Origin of the sequence: Devosia epidermidihirudinis (genome assembly GCF_000971295.1) — a bacterium.
In the GTDB taxonomy this organism is placed as follows: Bacteria; Pseudomonadota; Alphaproteobacteria; order Rhizobiales; family Devosiaceae; genus Devosia; species Devosia epidermidihirudinis.
Genome location: NZ_LANJ01000016.1, coordinates 171,760 through 190,260, shown reverse-complemented (window position 1 = coordinate 190,260; position 18,501 = coordinate 171,760). Strand labels below are relative to the sequence as shown.

Genomic DNA, 18,501 nt, shown 5'->3' with positions numbered 1-18,501 from the left:
TCGGAGGCCGCGCCTTGCCTAAATCGCCCATCAGCCTCTCAACGAACCGCGCCCGCCATATCTGGATCGCAGCGCAGAAGCTCGACAGCGCCGCACCGTTTGGCAATGAAGCCGAGGCGACGCTGGGGGCCATCAGCCACCTCGGCTATGTGCAGATCGATACCATCAATGTCATCGAGCGCTGCCACCACCACATCCTGTGGTCACGCATTCCCGGCTATCAGCGCAGCCATCTGGCGCAGGCGCAATCGGTCGACAAATCCGTCTTCGAATACTGGACTCACGCGCTGAGCTATGTGCCGGTGGCCGATCTGCCGTTTTTCTTGGGCGCCATGAAGCAGCACCGCGACAATCCTACGCGCTGGTTTGGCTCGGTCGCGCCGGACGAAGCCAAAAAGATGCTCAAGCGGCTCCGCGACGAGGGCCCGCTCTCGATCCGCGATATTGGTGATGACGAACTAGTGGACAAGAACCACCCCTGGGCCAGCCGCAAGCCGAGCAAGCGCGTGCTCGAAATGATGTTCTATCAGGGCCATGTCACCATCGGGCAGCGTCAGGGCATGCTCAAGACCTATGATCTCACCGGGCGGCATTTCGCCTGGGAGCGCCAGCCCAAACCGGCGACCGAAAATCAGGTCACGGCCTATCTGCTCGACCGCGCCTTGCGCAGCCAGGGCATTGTGAGTCTCGATTCCATCTGCCACCTCGTGCCATCGCGCAAACCTGCGGTCAAAGAGCTGATCGAGCGGCGCGTGCGGCAGAAGACACTGGTTGAAGTGCGCATTGAGGGCGCCGAAAAAGTGCCCCATTGGGCACAGCCGCAAACGCTGACAGCCGAAGCCAGCGAGCCGCCGACGCTGGTGCATATCCTCTCGCCGTTTGATCCGCTGATCATCCAGCGCAAGCGCCTCAAGCTGGTGTTCGACTACGACCATCTGTTTGAGGCCTACCTGCCGGCGGCCAAGCGCCAGTTCGGCTATTTCGCCCTGCCCGTGCTGCAAGGCGACAGGATCGTGGCCGCTATCGACCTCAAGACGGATCGGGCGGCGCGCAAGCTCCTGATCCAGAAATGGACATGGCTCGAAGACGTCGGTGCCGAGGAAAAGGCAGCGATTGACGAGACGCTGGGGCGGTTCGAGACCTTTCAGCTCGGCGCCTGAATAATTATTATGACATAAATACTCATATATTTATTGCAGCATCCGCCGAGACGGGCGATAGCAGGGCATCACTCAAGGAGTTGCCCGCATGATGTCCCGCCGCTTCCCCCTCGCCCTTGCATCAGCCGTACTGCTAACCAGCAGCGCAGCCTTTGCGCAGGCGATCACCGTTCCCACCATGTTTGGCGACATTGCCATCCCGGAAAAGCCCGCGCGCGTTGCCGCGATTGGCTGGTCGGATGCCGAGATCGTGCTGGCACTGGGCGTGCGGCCGGTGGCCATATCCAACTGGATCGGCATGGTCGAGCACGGCGTTGGCTCCTGGGCCCTACCGCTTTTGGGCGACGACAAGCCAGTCATCCTTGAGTCCGGCGAGACCAATTATGAGCTGCTGCTGAGCACCACCCCAGACGTCATCGTCAACATCCGCTCGGACAATTCGGAAGAAACCTTCAAGCGTCTCTCGGCCATCGCGCCGACGGTGTTCGGGCCCGAAGGCACGGCGCCTTATGCCGCCAGCTGGCCGGTTCAGGTGGCTCAGATCGCCGCCGCCATGGGTATTCCCGAACAAGGCGAAGCGCTGATCGCTGCCACCAACAAGAGCATTGCCGATAGCGCCGCCGCCCATCCCGAATTTACCGGCAAGACCGTCGCCGTGGTTGCCAAATATAGCGACACCTATGGTCTCTATCTGCCCGGCGATGCGCGCTTTGATCTGATGACCCAGCTCGGCTTCTCGCCAACCCAGCCGGTGATCGACGCCGCCGGCAGCAATTTCTTCGTCGAAGTTGCGCCCGAGAACTTCGCCCTGCTGGAGGCTGATGTGGTTGTGCTGCTGACGCTCGATACCAGCGTTGCCGAGCTCAAGGCAGACCCGATCCTGGCCAAGCTCCCGGCTGTGATTGCCGGCCGCACCGTCTATCCCGAAGAAGACGTGATGGCCGCGTTCTCGGCGGGCTCTACCCTGGCGCTTGAGTATTCGCTTGAGCATCTGGTGCCCATGCTGGCGGACGCCGCAGCAAAGTAATTTGGTCAGGTGGGCGGCAAGCGCGCCGTCCGCCTTTCCAACCCTCTGCCTGCGCGCTAGAACCTTTGCCGCGAAGAGGAGACACCCAATGGCGACTTACACCGATATGGCCCGGCGGGTGTATAATCACACCTGGAAGCTCGACCCCATTGTGCGCAGCCTCCTCGACACCGATTTTTACAAGCTGCTGATGCTGCAGATGATCTGGGGACTCTACCCCAAGGTCGACGCCACTTTCTCGCTGATCAACCGCACCAAATCGGTCAAGCTGGCCGAAGAGATCGATATCGATGAGCTGCGCGCGCAGCTCGATCATGCGCGCACACTGCGGTTCAGCAAAAAAGAAATGATCTGGCTGGCCGGTAACAGCTTTTACGGCTCCGAACAGATTTTCGAACCCGCGTTCCTCAAATGGCTCGAAGGGTTCCGTCTGCCGGAATACAGCCTGGAAAAGCGCGACGGCCAGTTCGTGCTGGAATTTCCGGGCCTGTGGCTGGAAACCTCGATGTGGGAAATCCCAGCACTCGCCATCATCAACGAGCTGCGCAGCCGTGCCGCGATGAAGCATTACGGCCCGTTCGCACTCGACGTGCTCTATGCCCGCGCCAAGGCCAAGATGTGGGAAAAGGTGGAGCGGCTGCAAAAGCTGCCAGACCTCAAGATTTCCGATTTCGGCACCCGCCGCCGTCACTCATTTCTGTGGCAGCGCTGGTGCGTGGAAGCGCTCAAGGAAGGTATTGGCGAGGCCTTTACCGGCACCTCCAATGTCAAGCTGGCCATGGACAATGACCTTGAGGCGCTGGGCACCAATGCCCACGAACTGCCCATGGTGCTGGCGGCGCTGGCCAAGACCGACGACGCCCTCAAGGCTGCGCCCTATCAGGTGCTGACCGATTGGGAGAGCTATTATGGCGGCAATCTCAAGATCGTGCTGCCCGACGCCTTTGGCACCGACAGCTTCCTGCGCAATGCGCCCGATTGGGTCGCCGACTGGACCGGCTTCCGCCCCGACAGCGCCCCGGCCATTCCCGGCGGCGAAAAGATCATTGCTTGGTGGAAGAGCCGCGGCCGCGATCCGCGCGAGAAGCTTTTGATCTTCTCGGATGGGCTGGACGTCGACATGATCGAAGAGGCGTATCTGCACTTCGACGGCAAGGTGCGCATGGCGTTTGGCTGGGGCACCAACCTCACCAATGACTTTGAAGGCTGCGCACCAGATGGCGTCAATCACGGGCTCGATCCGATCTCGATCGTGGCCAAAGTCAGCGAGGCCAATGGCCGCCCGGCGGTCAAGTTGTCGGACAATCCGGCCAAGGCCACCGGCACGCCTGAGGAAATTGCCCGCTACATCGAGGTGTTTGGCGATGCCGGCCGGATTGCGCACGCCGTCAAGGTCTGACAGCCCCCTCTGATTCCTGCACTTTTGTGACTGTTGTGGAGAACTTTTTGCCCGGACTCCGCGTTGTTGTAATCGGGCGCATGTCGGCTTAGTTCAGCATCGGGGCTCCCGCGTGGGTGACGGATTCGTCGCCCACAGAGCACGTTTACAGGTGTCGTCCGGTTACGGATGGCCCGGCTTGGGACCGAGATGAGTTTCGCGTTGATAGATATATCGGTGAGCGACAAGCAGGCGCATCCACGCCTCAAGGATCGCACCACCGGCCACGTTCGAGCCGTGCTCGCTGAGCAGCAGGATGGGCGTGAACAGGTGCACGAGCTCGCTATTCCAGTGTGGGCCGACATTCCCCCCGGCAGTTCCAATGAGGACATCGACATGGCCCTGATGCTCAAGGCCGCCTCGATCATTGCGCGCCTCAAGGCGACGCTGGGCGGCTAGTCTCGCCCCGGGATCACTGCAGTATTATTTGGCAGCCAGACGGCGCAGGGCACTGCGCTGTGTTTCGCTGAGCCCGCCCGTGCGACGACGCGGCCGAGACGGCTCGGGCAGCGGTGCCCAGGCGTGGGGCTGATAAGGCACGCGGGCATAATATTGAGCAGCACGCGCCAGGGCCAGGTCGGATTTGCGCCGCCTCTCGTCCCGCATGAACAAGACGATCGTGACGCCGACGATCACGACAATCGCTAAAATCTGCCAGGCCATGTCCGATCTCCCGAAATACCGGACTAGACATAGCTAACGAAAGCTTAACGCCCAAGCGAAGCCCTGCGTTAGCCCTAATGGCTAAACTTGTAGGGATTGATCGGCGAGAACCGGCAGCGGCTGGCCGCGGTTGAGCGCCACCAGCATGGTGCGCACATCGTCCTCGGCCGATTTGGTGACGACCTTGCGATTGTCGGTCTCGCGCAACAGGCGCGGCGCACCAAACGCCACCGTCACGTCCTTGACCGGGCCGGAGAGGATTTCGCGGATGTTCTGGCCCATCGATTTGGACTTCACCCAGGCGATCATCGACCGCTCGTTGCGGCTGACCGGCAGGCCCTGCAGCTTGGTATAGGCTATGGTCAGCGGCTGGATCAGTACATCGGTTGCGCCCGCTTCGATCATGGCGTGCTGGGCGGCGCCCACCAGCGCCGAGCGGAATGGCAGCACATGGGTGCCGATGTCGCTCTGGCCTTCGGCAAACAGCAATACCGCATTTCCGCTGGCCATGCGCGCGCCCATTTCCTGGGCGGTGCGACCGGCGTCGGAGCGCCGGGTCCGATCGACGAAAATGGTTTTCTGCAGCCGGGCCATCATGCCGACAAAGAACCAGTCATTCACTTCGCGCTTGGCGACAAAGGTCACCTCAGCGACCGACCCCACCGCGACGATATCGGTCCAGGACACATGGTTGGAGACCAGAAGGGTCGCGCGACCGGTTTCCGGCTTGCCGATCACGGTGACGCGCAGGCCCAAGAAGATGCAGCCGAGGCGATGAAAGAAGCGTGGCAGTACGCCCCAGCACGGCAGCTTCAATGCATTGATCACAGCCTGCACCGGGATAATGACGATCATCACCGGCAGCAGCACGAACAGGAAGAACGGCACGCGAAAGATCATTTCTTGATCTTGTCTCCATCGGCTCCAATCGGCACAGCATAAAGCTCAAGGCGGTGGTCGACCAGCCTGTAGCCCAGACGTTTGGCGATAACCTCCTGAATGGCCTCGATTTCCTCATTGCGGAATTCGATGACGGTGCCCGAGCGAATATCGATCAGGTGATCATGGTGCTCGTCGGGAATCAGCTCGAAGCGCGCCCGCCCGTCCTTGAAGTCGTGCTTGGTGACGAGCCCCGCCTCCTCGAACAGATTGACCGTGCGGTAGACCGTCGAGAGCGAGATACGATCGTCAATGGCCGAGGCGCGCCGATAGAGCTCTTCGACATCGGGATGGTCGGTGGCCGCCTCGATGACGCGCGCGATAACGCGGCGCTGATCGGTCATACGCATGCCCTTGGAGACGCAGGCCTCCTCAAGCGTCGGATCTGCTGAACTCTTGCTCATCAAAACGGGTTACCCAAGATCGCGTGACATGACAAGCGCGGTGGCCGCCGAGCCATCGGCCTTGGCATAATAGCCCTTGCGCGATGAAATGGTGGAAAAACCGTGCCGTGTGTAGAGTTTGATGGCCGCCGTGTTCTGCTCCTCGACCTCAAGGAACATGCGGGTGATAGGGCTCATCATCAGGTCTTCAAAGACCGCCTTGAGCAAGGCATGGCCGATCTTCTTGCCGCGCCATTTCGGGTCAACGGCAATGGTCAGAAGCTCAGCCTCATCGGCCACCGCCCGGATCAGCGCAAAGCCAGCGATCCGCCGCTTGGCGTCGCAGGCGACATAGACCGAGCAATGCCGGTCTTCGAGAAAACTGACAAACTCGACGCCCGGCCAGCCGCGATAAAACCCCTTGGCATGGATGCGGGCGAGTTCATTGGCATCGTGAATCTGCCCCGGCTCGATATGGAGCCCCGCTGGCGCCATCCAGAGCTTGATCACGGCGTCACCCGCGCAATACGCGCCGCCGTCTGCGGCTTGGCATCGGCCTCACGGATATAGGCTGCCTCGGGGATATGAGTTGCCGGATCGGCCTCGGCGCCATAAAGCGCCACCAGCCCGATATCGACGAAAGGCGACTGGATCAGCTCGACGCTGGGCACCACGCCGGCCTGCGCAATCGCCATGGGAAGGATTTCGGCTGGGGTCAGCGGCACGCCGGGACCGGCAAACATCTGGAAATAGGCTTCGTCCCGCCGCGCATCGAGCAACACGATGGCCGGACCCTCCGCCGACAGCGAAATCGCCAAGAGGCTCGGCACGCCGATCACCGGGATATCGCGCGCCAGCCCGATGCCGCGCGCAGCCGAGAGCCCAATGCGCAGGCCGGTGAAGGAGCCGGGACCCGTCGTCACCACCACGCGGGTCAGATCGGGGTAGCCGACATCATTGCGCGCCAAAAGCTCGGCGATGCGCTGGAAAACCAGCTCGGCATGGCCGGTGGCGATATCGTCGACAGAGGTATCCACGCGCCCGTCCGCGCGCAGCAATGCCAGTTGCAGGCGGGGCGCAGCGGTGTCGATGGCAAGGGTCAGTGTCATAGCAAACGCTCTAGCGCCGGGGCGCGCCGGAGTCGAGCCTGCCATTGCGCAAGGGGTGCGCGCACGCGCCTGTGTGCGGCGCTGCCTTGACGCCTCGCGCCCCTAAAGCGAGGTTGCCTGATGCGTCCTGATTCGCCGATTGAGCACCGATGACCTGGCTGGCTGAAACCGCAATGCTCAGCCATGGCTGGCGCCGCTTCCTGCTGCTGATGGTGGCGGGGGCAATCGCCGGGCTGTCCATCCCGCCGCTGTTCATCCTGCCGGCCCTGTTCGTCACCTTCCCGCTCTGGGTTTGGTGCCTCGATGGCGCCGAGCGCAAGCGTGGCCTAGGGCGCATTTTTGGGCCCGCCTTTACCATCGGCTTTGCCTTTGGCTGGGGCTATTTCACGGTCGCGTTCCACTGGCTGGGTGCCGCCTTCTTTGTCGATGGCGGCATCATGATCGCGCTGATGCCCTTCGCCATTCTGGCGCTGGCGGCGATGATTGCGTTCTTCTGGGGTATTGCTAGCGCCCTGGCGCATCTGTTCTGGAGCCATGGTCCCTGGCGCATCGTGACGCTGGCGACCTTTGTCACCATCGCTGAATTTGCCCGCGGCCATGTGCTGACGGGCTTTCCCTTTGATCTGCTCGGCTATGCGCTGACGCCGACTGACGAGATGATGCAGCTGGCCTCGGTGATCGGCGTCTACGGGCTCACCCTGATGGCGGCACTGCTCGCCATGACCCCGGCGCTGATCTGGCCGGCAGATAATCGCAGCCTCAGCCGGCGCCTGTTTCCGTTCTTCCTCGCCATCGCCATTATCGCCGGACAGCTGGGCTATGGCTATAATCGGCTAGTCGGAACCAAGTCCACCGAACGCACCGACGTTGCGTTCCGCCTTGTCCAGCCACTGGTATACGAGCATGCCGACTGGGGTAGTGCCGATCCGGTGGCGTTGATCGACCGGCTGCTGATGCTGTCCGATATGCGCATGGACCCGACCGACAAGGGCCTTGCCGATATCACCCATCTGGTCTGGCCTGAATCAAGCCTGCCGTTTTTCCTCTCGAGCTATCCTGACGCTCTGGCGCGCATTGCGCGGCTGCTGCCGGAAACCACGACGCTATTGGCCGGTGCACCACGCCAGGAGTACATCCCCGGCACCACCGAGAGCAGCGGCCCGCCGTTCAACTCCATGCTGGTGATCAACACCGATGGCGAGGTGATCTCCTCCTACGACAAGTCCCATCTGGTCCCGTTTGGCGAGTTCCTGCCCTATGGCGAGTTCTTCTCCAAGCTCGGCATCAAGCAGTTTGTGCCCGGCGCGGAAGGCTGGGGCCATGGTGATGTGCGCCGCAGGTTGATGAGCCTGCCCGGCACGCCGACCTTCCTTGCGCTGATCTGCTACGAAATCCTGTTTTCGGGCGATCTCGGCGACACGGCCGGTGCGCAGTTCCTGCTCAACATCACCAATGACGCCTGGTTCGATGGCTCTATCGGTCCGGCCCAACATGCCCACCACGCCCGTATTCGGGCCGTCGAAGAGGGCATGAGCCTGATCCGCGCCGCCAATTCGGGGCTGACCTTTGCCACCGACCCCTTGGGCCGCATCACCGCCGAAATCCCGCCCTTGCAAATGGCGGCGCTCGATGTGCGGCCGCATGAACGGCTGGCCGGCACGGTGTTTTCCAGGCTGCGCCATTGGCCTCTGCTGATTGCTTTGATCGCCGGGCTGTTGATTTCGGTGGTAGCGGCACGGGGCGGACGCAAGCGCATTGCTTAGCTTGGGCCAAACCATGCTCTGAAATCGCTCCGCGACATATCAAGCTTTCTTTATATCCTCCTTGACCGGGCCCGCGCCGGGTGTCACAAACCCCTTATAATTGCTCGTTTTGGGCGTATTTCGACAAGCTCAGGGGATTTTTCTGGTGCGGTCTTCTTATCAGTTTACATCCGAATCCGTGTCCGAGGGGCACCCCGACAAGGTTTGCGACCGCATCTCCGACGAAATCGTCGACCTGGTGTTCCGCGAGGCCAAGAAGGCCGGCATGGACCCCTCGCAGGTGCGTATTGCCTGCGAAACGCTGGCCACCACCAACCGCGTCATTATCGCGGGTGAAGTGCGCGTGCCCGAAACGCTGCTGAAAAAGGACAAGGAGGGTAATATCCTGCTTGATGCCGCCGGCAATCCGGTAGTCAATCCGTCCAAGTTCAAATCGACCGCCCGCAAGGCCATCCGCTCCATCGGTTACGAGCAGGCCGGCTTCCACTGGAAGACCGCCAAGATCGACGTGCTGCTGCACGGCCAGTCGGCCGATATCGCGCAGGGCGTTGATGAAAAGGACAACAAGGACGTTGGCGCTGGCGATCAGGGCATCATGTTCGGCTATGCCAGCCGCGAGACCCCCGAATTGCTGCCCGCGCCAATCTATTACGCGCACAAGATTCTTGAAGTGCTGACCGCCGCCCGCAAGACCGGCATCGGCCCCGCTGCCGTGCTCGGCCCCGATGCCAAGAGCCAGGTGACGGTGAAGTACGAAGACGGCAAGCCGGTCGGCGTCAGCCAGATCGTGCTGTCGACCCAGCACCTCGATGAAAACCTCACCTCTGCCGACGTGCGCAAGATCGTCGAGCCCTTCATTCGCGAAGCGCTGCCCGAAGGCTGGATCACCGCCGAGACCGTCTGGCACATCAACCCGACCGGCAAGTTCGTTGTCGGCGGTCCCGATGGCGATGCGGGCCTGACCGGTCGCAAGATTATTGTCGACACCTATGGCGGCGCAGCGCCCCATGGCGGCGGCGCGTTCTCGGGCAAGGACCCCACCAAGGTCGACCGCTCGGCAGCCTATGCTGCGCGTTACCTCGCCAAGAACGTCGTTGCGGCGTCCCTGGCTGATCGCGCCACCATCCAGCTCAGCTATGCCATTGGCGTGGCCCAGCCCCTGTCGATTTATGTCGATCTGCATGGCACTGGCACGGTAAGTGAAGAGGCTGTGGAACGCGCCCTGGCCAAGGTGATGGACCTGACGCCACGCGGCATCCGGACCCATCTCGATCTCAACAAGCCCATCTATGCGCGCACCAGCGCCTATGGCCATTTTGGTCGCAAGGCCGGTCGCGATGGCAGCTTCTCCTGGGAGAAGACCGATCTGGTCAGTGCTCTCAAGGCCGCCGTCAAAGCCTAGGCTCAGCACCTGCATCCGGGCTGCTCTCCAGCGCCCGGATGTTGAACGACGCACAATGTCGGGCTGGGAATATCCATCCATTGCTGTATGTGTGCACGCCATCGCGTGCACCATTTTGTTTCCAGGCCTCGTCATGACCTCAAAGCCCGATCACCAGCTCCCCAAAACCCGTGCGGGTGAGCCACGCGCCTTTTTCGGGCGGCGCTCGGGCAAAAAGCTGCATGGTGGCCAGCAGGCGATTTTTGACGCGACCCTGCCCGATCTTGAAATCAAGGTGGATGGCAAGCTCGACCCGCGTAGCCTCTTCCCTGACGCCGACAAGCTGATCGTCGAGATCGGCTATGGTGGTGGCGAGCATCTGGCCCTGGAGGCCGGACGCCATCCCAATACTGGCTATATCGGCTGCGAGGTGTTCACCGGCGGTATCGGCAAGATGGTGCAGACCATTGCCGCCGAGCAGCTGGGCAATATCCGCCTCTTCACCGATGATGCGCTCAAGCTTTTGGTGGAGCTGCCTGATGCCTCGCTCGACGAGGTCTATCTGCTCTATCCCGACCCATGGCCCAAGACGCGCCATCACAAGCGCCGCTTTGTCTCGCCGACAACGCTGGCCGAGCTGGCCCGCGTCATTCGTCCCGGCGGCAAGTTCCACTTCGCCAGCGATATCGAGGATTATGCCAACTGGACGCTGGCCCATATTCTGCGGGCGCCGCTGTTCAGCTTTGACAGCAAGGTGCCGGGCGACTGGCACACGCCCTATCCGGGCTGGGAAGCGACGCGCTACGAGCAGAAGGCCCGCCGCGAAGGCCGCATGATCAGCTTCTACTTCAGTTTCACGCGCGTTTAGCGAACGCTGTGTTGCCAGTTTGACGGAAGTTTAATGCTGCCGAGGGGTAGCAGGCGCAAAATCGTGCCCCATATGCGAAACTCGCTCTTCGCATATTGAGGTCAAGCGCATGCCCAATCTCACACTCGTGGCCCCGGCCGAAGACGAGGTTCGCCTCGTGGTGCGCCCCGGCAAGTGGACGCTCACCGTGGTGATGCTGCTGCGCGGCGAGACGCAGCGCTTCAACGAATTGCGCCGCCAGGCCAAGGGCATCTCGCAAAAGACGCTGACCACGACGCTACGCGAACTTGAGCGCGACGGCTTTGTCAGTCGCACTATGTATGCGACCATCCCGCCCCGCGTAGATTATGAGTTGACCCCGCTTGGACGCGAGTTCCTGGCGCTGGCCGATAGCTGGCGCGGCTTTGCAGCGCAAAATCGTCGCCAGATTGAATCGGCCCGTCGGCACTACGACCAGTCCGGTGGGGAAACCGCCGTGCGGCTCGTCCACCCTTAACTGCTCACGACCAGTTTAGTCGGTTACGGGCGCCGTCGGTCAAACCGGCGGCGCCGTGTTTCGGCACGTTTACTTGGTCACTGGCTGCAGCGAACCTGGTGTAAAGAATTCCATGGTCTGGGTGCCATTGTCATTGGTGACATAAGCACGGATCAGGTCGCCCCATTCTTCAACCGAAGTGGCATGCACGCCCTTCTGGTTCAGGTCAGCAACGATGCTGTCGGCGACGAACGAGCGGAATTCTGGCGAAACGTCGCCAAAGGCGCTGGCATAAGCAGGAGCGGCAACGCCAGCAAGCGAAGCGGCAGTGAGCAGGGCAATAACTGTGGTCTTGATCATTTTAAGTGTTCCTTTCGTTTGAACACACCGAAGATGATCACGCCCCAATCGCCTTCCAAGTGACGATTTTCATGATTTTGGGTCTTGAAAGCCCCAAGCCCGTTGCGAGAGTTTTTCTGAGGATATCTAGGCATTTGCGCGTGCCTCGGTATCTTTGGAGACACTGTGTATCGCCAGCGGAACGCTCAGGCAGGCCGTGGCTTTGCAGCCCACAGGAACCTATTGGCCGCCACCAAATTGTTCTGGAAAGGAGAGCCAAATGCCCACCAGCGTCCAGATTCTCAAGACCAAAATGGTCACTCATAATGTGCGACACTATCGTGTCGAAAAACCAAAAAATTTTCGATTTGGCCCTGGCCAGGCGACAGAAGTGAGCCTGGACAAGGACGGATGGCGCGACGAGAAACGCCCGTTCACCTTTACCTCACTGCCCGATGAGCCAACGCTCGAGTTCACCATCAAGAGCTATCGCGATCATCCCGGCATGACCAATGCACTGTGGGGCTGCGAGGCGGGCGATCACCTGCTGCTGCGCGATGCGTGGGGCACCATTCAATATAAGGGCGTCGGCACATTCATCGCCGGTGGCGCGGGCGTTACGCCCTTCATTGCCATCCTGCGCCAGCTCAATGCTCATGGCGGCCTTAGGGGCAACAGGCTGATCGTGTCCAATCAGACCGAGGCTGACATCATCCTGTGTGACGAGTTCGAAGCCATGGACGGGCTCGAAACGCTCTGGACTGTCACCAATGATCCAAAATCCAAACTGCTGCAGCAGCGGATCGACATCGACTTTCTCAAGGCCCACATTGCCGACTTCAACCAGCACTTCTATCTCTGCGGCCCCGATGCCATGGTCAAAGACCTGCGCGACGCCCTTCAGCAACTGGGCGCGGACGTCTCCAGCGTCACCTGGGAGAAGTAGCAGCCCCAGGGCCGTCCTGGCCACGCGGCACAAGGCCCCGGCGCCAGCACCCTTGCGACTTTCCCACAATGGCGCTATATAGACGCCAACATCTCAGCAAGTTTGCAGAGTGGGCGCCTCCCGGCCCCGCTCTTTTTTATTACCTGAAGGGACCGATGAGCTTCGATCTCACCGCAAAGCGCTATATCAAGGAAACGGGCGTCGAAGCCCGCATTTCTCGTATTGTCGAGCCAGTGGCCAACGGACTGGGCTTTGCCCTTGTCCGGGTAAAGGTCACCCAGGAAAATGGCATGACGCTGCAGATCATGGCGGAAGACGAGAACGGTCGTTTCACCATCGTCAACTGCGAGGCCCTGTCCAAGGACCTTTCGCCCGTGCTCGATGTGGAAGACCCCATTGATCGCGAATATCACCTTGAAGTGTCCTCGCCGGGCATTGATCGGCCGCTGGTCCGCCAGCGCGACTTCGAGGCCTATATCGGCCACGAAGCCAAGATCGAGCTCAGCGACATGATCAATGGTCGCAAGCGGTTCCGCGGCACCATCAAGTCTGTCGACGATGAATCCATTGTGATCACCGTCCCGGACGCGCCTACAGGCACCGATCCTGACCATCGTCTGCTGCTGTCGACCCTGGCTGAAGCCAAGCTCGTGATGACCGACGCCTTGATGGAAAAGGCCCGGATCGATCAGGAAGCCCATCCCATCGACGACGACGAGACCGAAACGGTCGAAATCGCCGATAATGACGACGACAATCTCTCCGAGGAGACACACTAAATGGCCGTTAGCGCGAACCGCCTTGAGCTCTTGCAGATCGCAGACGCTGTTGCTCGTGAAAAGTCGATCGACCGCATGGTTGTGATCGAGGCGATGCAGGACGCCATGGAGAAGGCAGCCAAGGGCCGCTACGGCGCTGAAACCGAGATCAAAGTGGAGATCAATCCACGCTCGGGCGAGACGCGCATGTGGCGCCTGCTGGAAATCGTCGACACCGTCGAAGAGACCAGCCGCCAGATCGAGCTCAAGCACGCGCAGATCAAGAACCCGACCGCCAAGGTTGGTGACTTCCTGACCGAGCCGCTGCCACCAATGGAATTCGGCCGTATCGCCGCGCAGTCGGCCAAGCAGGTTATCGTGCAGAAGGTGCGCGATGCCGAGCGCGACCGCATGTATGAAGAGTATTTCGGCCGCATCGGCGAAATCGTCAATGGTTCAGTCAAGCGCGTCGAATATGGCAATGTGATCGTCGACCTCGGTCGCGGCGAAGCCATTATCCGTCGTGACGAGCTGATCCCACGCGAAATGTTCCGCTATGGCGATCGCGTCCGCGCTTACGTTTATGACGTGCGCCGCGAACAGCGCGGTCCGCAGATTTTCCTGTCGCGCACGCACCCACAGTTCATGGCCAAGCTGTTCATGCAGGAAGTGCCCGAGATCTATGACGGCGTGATCACCATCCGCTCGATCGCGCGCGATCCAGGCAGCCGCGCCAAGATCGCCGTGACGTCTTCGGACAGCTCGATCGATCCAGTGGGCGCATGCGTCGGTATGCGTGGTAGCCGTGTGCAGGCCGTTGTGGCCGAGCTGCAGGGCGAAAAGATCGACATTATTCCATGGACCGACACCATTGCCGACCTCGTTGTGTCGGCTCTGCAGCCAGCCGATGTGGCCAAGGTCGTGCTCGACGAGCAGGCCGAGCGCATCGAAGTGGTTGTGCCCGATGAGCAGCTCTCGCTCGCCATCGGCCGTCGTGGCCAGAACGTGCGCCTCGCAAGCCAGCTCATTGGTTGGGATATCGACATCCTGACCGAGCAGGAAGAAAGCGAACGCCGCCAGAAGGAATTCACCGAACGCTCGACGCTGTTCATGCGCGCCCTTGACGTTGACGAGATGGTTGCCCAGCTATTGGCTTCCGAAGGCTTCTCCTCGGTTGAGGAACTGGCCTATATCGACGCCAATGAAATCGCGACCATCGAAGGGTTCGACGAGGAAACGGCTGGCGAAATCCAGAACCGCGCCACCGAATACCTGGCGGCTATCGACCGCGCGTTCGACGAAGAGCGTCAGGCCCTTGGCGTTGACGACGATCTGTACGAAATCCCCGGCCTCACCGCAGCCATGCTGGTTGCCCTGGGCAAGGACGGCGTCAAGAACGTTGAAGACTTCGCAGGCTGCGCAGCCGACGATCTGATCGGCTGGAGCGAACGCAAGGACGGCGAAACCAAGCGCTTTGAAGGCACCTTCAAGGACTTCCCCGTGAGCCGTGAAGAAGCTGAGGACATGATCCTGGCTGCACGCCTCAAGGCTGGCTGGATCAATGCCGAAGACGTGCCTGAAGCTGAAGAAGGCGACGTTGTTGTTGCCGACGATGCTGATGAGGCAACGGCTTAGGCCGTTTCGGAGCGAGGGACCAGATGGCCCGGCGCGAAGAAACAACGCGAATGTGCGCACTGACACGGGCTGAAAAGCCCGTGGCGGAGCTCATCCGTTTCGTGTTGGGCCCAGATGGTGTATTGGTCCCCGATACCGACGCGAAAGCTGAAGGTCGCGGGGTCTGGCTCAGCCTCAACCGCGAGCTGGTGGCCGATGCGATCAAGAAGAAGGTCTTTGCGCGCAGCCTCAAGACCGAGGTGACACTGCCCGAAGATCTGGCTGGCCTCACCCAGACGCGGCTTGAGCAACGCTATCTTGCCGCGCTCGGCATGGCCCGCAAGGCCGGTCAGCTGACGTTCGGCGCCACCAAGGTGCGCGGCCTGATCGAGAATGGCAGCCTGATTGCGCTGATCACGGCGACGGATGCTGCCGAAGACGGTCGCAGCAAGATGGTGGGTCCGCTCAAGGCCCTTCATTATGCGGCCGAAGAAGAAGGAATTGCCGGGTTCGACGTGCCCCATTTCGAATTGCTTAGTTCTGAGCAAATGGGTTTGGCACTTGGACTTGAAAATGTGATACATGCTGCCCTAACGAGAGGGGCGGCAGCCCAAGCAGCAGTGGAAAAGGCCCGCAGACTGGCCCTTTATACTGCCAAACCGACGGAAACGGACACCGACCGCGCTGCGGTTGACGGTGACCTTTTGCCCGAGGATCAAGACGAGAGACGCGAGATACATGGCTGATAACGACGACAAGCGCACCGACGACACTGGCGCCAAGAAGACGCTGACACTCAAGGGCGGCCCAGGCCTGGGCAACCGTCCTGGCGTGTCGCGTGGTCCTTCGCGCTCGACGGTTGTCGTCGAGAAGCGCACGCGCTTGGTCCCCAAGCCGAACGCTCCAAGCGGCGCGCCGCAGCGTCCACAATCTTCATCGCCCAATCAGGGCCGCCCGCCAGCAGGTCGTCCCGGCCAGCAGCAGCGTGCGCCTCTGGGCCTGTCGGCTGCAGAAGCTGAAGCCCGCCGCCAGGCACTGGCAATGGCTGGCGCCCGCGCCGCCGAAGATCAGCAGCGCTTTGCCGCTGAAGAAGCCCGCCGCATGGAAGACGACGCCCGTCGTCGCCAGGTGCGCGAAGAGGCTGCACGTCTCGAGCAGGAACGCGCCGCAGCCGACGCTGCCGCCAACGCTCCGGCCCCTACTGCGCCAGCCGTCGAACCCCCGGCGCCAGCCGCTCCGGCAGCTGCTGCGGCCCCTGTTGCTGCCGCGCCTGCTGCAGCCACCGAGGAAGCCAAGCCCGCCTTCACGCCTGCATCGCAGCGCAATGCCGGTCCATCCAGCGTGCGCGTTGTTGCCGGTCGTCCAGGCCAGCCACCGCGTCCGGTTCGCCCGGCTGGTGACCGCCCAAGCGGCAATACCCGTCCGGAAAACGAACGCGGCGCCAATGCGCTGATCAAGCCAGGCACTGCCGGTGCCCGTCCCTCGGGCACCGCAACCCGTCCAGCCGGCGAACGGCGTCCAGCTGGTGCAGGCATGGCGCCGATTGGCAATGTGCCGCCCGCCGGTCCCAATGAAGCAGACGGCCGCAAGGTCCGCAGCGGTTCGCCTTCGGCGCGTCCAACGACCGAAGCCGAATTGGAAAATGCCCGCCGCGCCTCGCGTGCTGCGCCAGAGCGTCCAACCCGCAAGGTTGACGATGGCAATGCCCGTGGCCGCCTGACGGTGACCAATGCCGGCACCGAAAGCGATCGCGATAAGGGTCCATCCCTTGCCGCCATGCGCCGTCGTCGCGACAAGAAGATGGGCCGCAACCAGCAGGCCGCGCCCAAGCTCAGCCGTGAAGTCATCATTCCAGAAGCCATTACGGTTGCCGAACTGGCAAACCGTATGGCCGAGCGGTCCGTCACCGTCATCAAGATGCTGATGGCGCAGGGTACGATGGCGACCATCAACGATGTGCTGGATGCCGATACTGCGGAGCTGATCGCGAGCGAGCTGGGCCACACGGTCAAGCGCGTGTCCGATGCCGACGTGGAAGAAGGCCTCTATGACATCCCAGCGGACGACAAGGCCGAGGATCTGACCGATCGTGCGCCGGTCGTGACCATCATGGGTCACGTCGACCACGGCAAGACCTCGCTGCTGGACGCGATCCGTCACGCCAATGTTGTGTCGGGCGAAGCCGGTGGCATCACCCAGCATATCGGCGCGTACCAGGTTGAGCGTAACGGCGCCAAGATCACCTTCCTTGACACCCCAGGCCACGAGGCGTTCACCGCCATGCGTGCTCGCGGTGCCCAGGCAACCGATATCGCCATCCTCGTGGTGGCGGCAGACGACAGCGTGATGCCGCAGACGATCGAATCCATCAAGCACGCCAAGGCTGCTGGTGTTCCGATCATCGTGGCCATCACCAAGATGGACAAGCCATCTGCCGATGCGCAGAAGGTGCGGACCGAGCTGCTGCAGCATGAAGTGTTCGTGGAAACCATGGGCGGCGACGTGCTGGACGTGGAAGTTTCCGCCAAGACTGGCGAAGGCCTCGACAAGCTGCTCGAAACCATCCTGCTTCAGGCTGAAGTTCTCGAACTTCGCGTGGCCCGTGATGGTCGCGCCGAAGGTCTGGTCATCGAAGCCAAGCTCGATCGCGGTCGTGGTGCGGTGGCAACCGTGCTCGTGCAGCGCGGCACTCTGGCCATCGGCGACATTCTCGTCGCTGGCACCGAGTTCGCCAGGGTTCGCGCCCTGATCAACGACCAGGGTGAGCAGGTCAAGGAAGCCGGTCCGTCCGTTCCTGTGGAAGTGCTCGGCTTTACCGGCGTGCCCAATGCTGGCGACCGTTTCTCGGTTGTCGAGACTGAAGCCCGTGCCCGTGAAATCACCGAGTATCGTCAGCGCGCCATCCGTGAAAAGACGGCCGGCGGCGGCGCAACCAGCCTTGAGCAGATGATGAATCAGCTCAAGATTGCCGGCATTGCCAAGTTCCCGCTGATCATCAAGGGCGACGTGCAGGGTTCGGTCGAAGCTATCGTGGCTTCGCTCAACAAACTCTCGACCGACGAAGTGTCGGCGCAGATCCTGATGTCGGCTGTGGGTGGTATCACCGAGAGCGACGTGACCCTGGCCGCTGCCTCCAGCGCCATTGTCATCGGCTTCAACGTACGTGCCAACAAGCAGGCGACCGAGCTGGCCACCCGCGACGGTATCGAAATTCGCTACTACAACATCATCTACGACCTCGTGGATGACGTGAAGAATGCGATGAGCGGTCTGCTCAAGCCAGAACGCCGCGAAACCTTCATCGGTAACGCCCTGATCCAGGAAGTCTTCTCGATCACCAAAGTCGGCAAGGTTGCCGGCTGCCGGATCACCGAAGGCATGGTGGAGCGTGGCTCGGGCGTGCGTCTTATCCGCGACAACGTCGTTATCCACGAAGGCAAGCTCAAGACGCTCAAGCGCTTCAAGGACGAAGTCAAGGAAGTCCAGACGGGCCAGGAATGCGGTATGGCTTTCGAGAACTACGAAGACATGCGCGCCGGCGACGTCATCGAATGCTTCCGCGTCGAGACCGTCCAGCGCTCGCTCTAAGCGGTCGCAAGCAAGATTTGAAAAGGGCGCGGTTCATACCGCGCCCTTTT

The 18,501-nt window shown here is 61.5% G+C and carries 19 protein-coding genes; 13 read left to right on the top strand and 6 right to left on the bottom strand.

The genetic code is table 11. The features are described 5' to 3' along the window. Positions 1–14: 14 nt before the first annotated feature. The 4 genes from WH87_RS09265 to WH87_RS09250 all read left to right on the top strand — a co-directional run bounded on the left by WH87_RS09265 (position 15) and on the right by WH87_RS09250 (position 4,024). Positions 15–1,160: a winged helix-turn-helix domain-containing protein gene (locus tag WH87_RS09265; protein ID WP_407060031.1), complete on the top strand. Its 1,146-nt coding sequence runs from the start codon at positions 15–17 to the stop codon at positions 1,158–1,160. A gap of 88 nt (positions 1,161–1,248) precedes the next feature. After that, positions 1,249–2,187, top strand: coding sequence for an ABC transporter substrate-binding protein (locus WH87_RS09260; RefSeq protein WP_052726473.1), 939 nt, complete (start codon positions 1,249–1,251; stop codon positions 2,185–2,187). An 88-nt stretch (positions 2,188–2,275) separates the two neighbouring features. After that, positions 2,276–3,586, top strand: a complete 1,311-nt coding sequence (pncB, locus tag WH87_RS09255; RefSeq protein ID WP_046139387.1) for a nicotinate phosphoribosyltransferase — start codon at positions 2,276–2,278, stop codon at positions 3,584–3,586. Positions 3,587–3,802: 216 nt separating this feature from the next. Next, positions 3,803–4,024, top strand: a complete 222-nt coding sequence (locus WH87_RS09250; RefSeq protein ID WP_156458173.1) for a hypothetical protein — start codon at positions 3,803–3,805, stop codon at positions 4,022–4,024. Between the two features lie 24 nt (positions 4,025–4,048). On the opposite strand, the gene WH87_RS09245 is transcribed toward WH87_RS09250, so the two are convergent. From WH87_RS09245 to tsaB, 5 genes are all read right to left on the bottom strand, one after another. Next, positions 4,049–4,288, bottom strand: a complete 240-nt coding sequence (locus tag WH87_RS09245) for a hypothetical protein (RefSeq protein WP_046139389.1) — start codon at positions 4,286–4,288, stop codon at positions 4,049–4,051. An 81-nt stretch (positions 4,289–4,369) separates the two neighbouring features. After that, positions 4,370–5,188 carry a lysophospholipid acyltransferase family protein gene (locus tag WH87_RS09240; protein ID WP_046139390.1) on the bottom strand — a complete coding sequence of 273 codons (819 nt, stop codon included), beginning with the start codon at positions 5,186–5,188 and terminating at the stop codon, positions 4,370–4,372. Further along, entirely contained in the window at positions 5,185–5,631 is a 447-nt protein-coding gene (locus WH87_RS09235; RefSeq protein WP_046139391.1) for a Fur family transcriptional regulator, read from the bottom strand. Before WH87_RS09235 ends, WH87_RS09240 begins: the two co-directional genes overlap by 4 nt. Positions 5,632–5,640: 9 nt before the next feature. After that, on the bottom strand, positions 5,641–6,120 hold the full coding sequence (gene rimI, locus WH87_RS09230; RefSeq protein WP_082092596.1) for a ribosomal protein S18-alanine N-acetyltransferase: 480 nt from the start codon (positions 6,118–6,120) through the stop codon (positions 5,641–5,643). Then, a complete protein-coding gene (tsaB, locus tag WH87_RS09225; protein ID WP_052726474.1) occupies positions 6,117–6,719 on the bottom strand; it encodes a tRNA (adenosine(37)-N6)-threonylcarbamoyltransferase complex dimerization subunit type 1 TsaB in 603 nt (200 codons plus the stop codon). Before tsaB ends, rimI begins: the two co-directional genes overlap by 4 nt. Before the next feature lie 149 nt (positions 6,720–6,868). On the opposite strand from tsaB, the gene lnt reads away from it, so the two are divergent. The 4 genes from lnt to WH87_RS09205 all read left to right on the top strand — a co-directional run bounded on the left by lnt (position 6,869) and on the right by WH87_RS09205 (position 11,227). After that, entirely contained in the window at positions 6,869–8,482 is a 1,614-nt protein-coding gene (gene lnt / locus WH87_RS09220) for an apolipoprotein N-acyltransferase (RefSeq protein WP_046139392.1), read from the top strand. A gap of 145 nt (positions 8,483–8,627) precedes the next feature. Then, the gene (gene metK, locus WH87_RS09215; protein WP_407060030.1) at positions 8,628–9,884 is read left to right on the top strand and encodes a methionine adenosyltransferase; all 1,257 of its coding nucleotides are present in this window, start codon (positions 8,628–8,630) and stop codon (positions 9,882–9,884) included. 133 nt (positions 9,885–10,017) lie between these two features. Beyond that, entirely contained in the window at positions 10,018–10,731 is a 714-nt protein-coding gene (trmB, locus tag WH87_RS09210) for a tRNA (guanosine(46)-N7)-methyltransferase TrmB (RefSeq protein ID WP_046139826.1), read from the top strand. A 109-nt stretch (positions 10,732–10,840) separates the two neighbouring features. Next, positions 10,841–11,227, top strand: a complete 387-nt coding sequence (locus tag WH87_RS09205) for a winged helix-turn-helix transcriptional regulator (RefSeq protein ID WP_046139393.1) — start codon at positions 10,841–10,843, stop codon at positions 11,225–11,227. A gap of 69 nt (positions 11,228–11,296) precedes the next feature. Here the strand turns inward: WH87_RS09205 and WH87_RS09200 are convergent, their stop codons facing one another. Then, positions 11,297–11,566 carry a hypothetical protein gene (locus WH87_RS09200; protein ID WP_046139394.1) on the bottom strand — a complete coding sequence of 90 codons (270 nt, stop codon included), beginning with the start codon at positions 11,564–11,566 and terminating at the stop codon, positions 11,297–11,299. 259 nt (positions 11,567–11,825) lie between these two features. On the opposite strand from WH87_RS09200, the gene WH87_RS09195 reads away from it, so the two are divergent. The 5 genes from WH87_RS09195 to infB all read left to right on the top strand — a co-directional run bounded on the left by WH87_RS09195 (position 11,826) and on the right by infB (position 18,451). Continuing rightward, a complete protein-coding gene (locus tag WH87_RS09195; RefSeq protein ID WP_046139395.1) occupies positions 11,826–12,491 on the top strand; it encodes an FAD-binding oxidoreductase in 666 nt (221 codons plus the stop codon). A gap of 155 nt (positions 12,492–12,646) precedes the next feature. Beyond that, positions 12,647–13,270: a ribosome maturation factor RimP gene (gene rimP / locus WH87_RS09190; RefSeq protein ID WP_046139396.1), complete on the top strand. Its 624-nt coding sequence runs from the start codon at positions 12,647–12,649 to the stop codon at positions 13,268–13,270. Beyond that, the gene (gene nusA, locus WH87_RS09185) at positions 13,271–14,884 is read left to right on the top strand and encodes a transcription termination factor NusA (RefSeq protein WP_046139397.1); all 1,614 of its coding nucleotides are present in this window, start codon (positions 13,271–13,273) and stop codon (positions 14,882–14,884) included. 23 nt (positions 14,885–14,907) lie between these two features. Further along, entirely contained in the window at positions 14,908–15,609 is a 702-nt protein-coding gene (locus WH87_RS09180) for an RNA-binding protein (protein WP_052726475.1), read from the top strand. Further along, positions 15,602–18,451: a translation initiation factor IF-2 gene (infB, locus tag WH87_RS09175; protein WP_046139398.1), complete on the top strand. Its 2,850-nt coding sequence runs from the start codon at positions 15,602–15,604 to the stop codon at positions 18,449–18,451. Before WH87_RS09180 ends, infB begins: the two co-directional genes overlap by 8 nt. Positions 18,452–18,501: the final 50 nt, after the last annotated feature.

Bases quoted from the DNA above. Each gene is read 5' to 3' on its own strand.
- pncB (WP_046139387.1), top strand. From the start codon at position 2,276: ATGGCGACTTACACCGATATGGCCCGGCGGGTGTATAATCACACCTGG.
- WH87_RS09235 (WP_046139391.1), bottom strand. From the start codon at position 5,631: ATGAGCAAGAGTTCAGCAGATCCGACGCTTGAGGAGGCCTGCGTCTCC.
- WH87_RS09245 (WP_046139389.1), bottom strand. From the start codon at position 4,288: ATGGCCTGGCAGATTTTAGCGATTGTCGTGATCGTCGGCGTCACGATC.
- lnt (WP_046139392.1), top strand. From the start codon at position 6,869: ATGACCTGGCTGGCTGAAACCGCAATGCTCAGCCATGGCTGGCGCCGC.
- tsaB (WP_052726474.1), bottom strand. From the start codon at position 6,719: ATGACACTGACCCTTGCCATCGACACCGCTGCGCCCCGCCTGCAACTG.
- nusA (WP_046139397.1), top strand. From the start codon at position 13,271: ATGGCCGTTAGCGCGAACCGCCTTGAGCTCTTGCAGATCGCAGACGCT.
- infB (WP_046139398.1), top strand. From the start codon at position 15,602: ATGGCTGATAACGACGACAAGCGCACCGACGACACTGGCGCCAAGAAG.
- WH87_RS09200 (WP_046139394.1), bottom strand. From the start codon at position 11,566: ATGATCAAGACCACAGTTATTGCCCTGCTCACTGCCGCTTCGCTTGCT.
- trmB (WP_046139826.1), top strand. From the start codon at position 10,018: ATGACCTCAAAGCCCGATCACCAGCTCCCCAAAACCCGTGCGGGTGAG.
- WH87_RS09240 (WP_046139390.1), bottom strand. From the start codon at position 5,188: ATGATCTTTCGCGTGCCGTTCTTCCTGTTCGTGCTGCTGCCGGTGATG.
- WH87_RS09205 (WP_046139393.1), top strand. From the start codon at position 10,841: ATGCCCAATCTCACACTCGTGGCCCCGGCCGAAGACGAGGTTCGCCTC.
- WH87_RS09195 (WP_046139395.1), top strand. From the start codon at position 11,826: ATGCCCACCAGCGTCCAGATTCTCAAGACCAAAATGGTCACTCATAAT.
- rimP (WP_046139396.1), top strand. From the start codon at position 12,647: ATGAGCTTCGATCTCACCGCAAAGCGCTATATCAAGGAAACGGGCGTC.
- WH87_RS09260 (WP_052726473.1), top strand. From the start codon at position 1,249: ATGATGTCCCGCCGCTTCCCCCTCGCCCTTGCATCAGCCGTACTGCTA.
- WH87_RS09180 (WP_052726475.1), top strand. From the start codon at position 14,908: ATGGCCCGGCGCGAAGAAACAACGCGAATGTGCGCACTGACACGGGCT.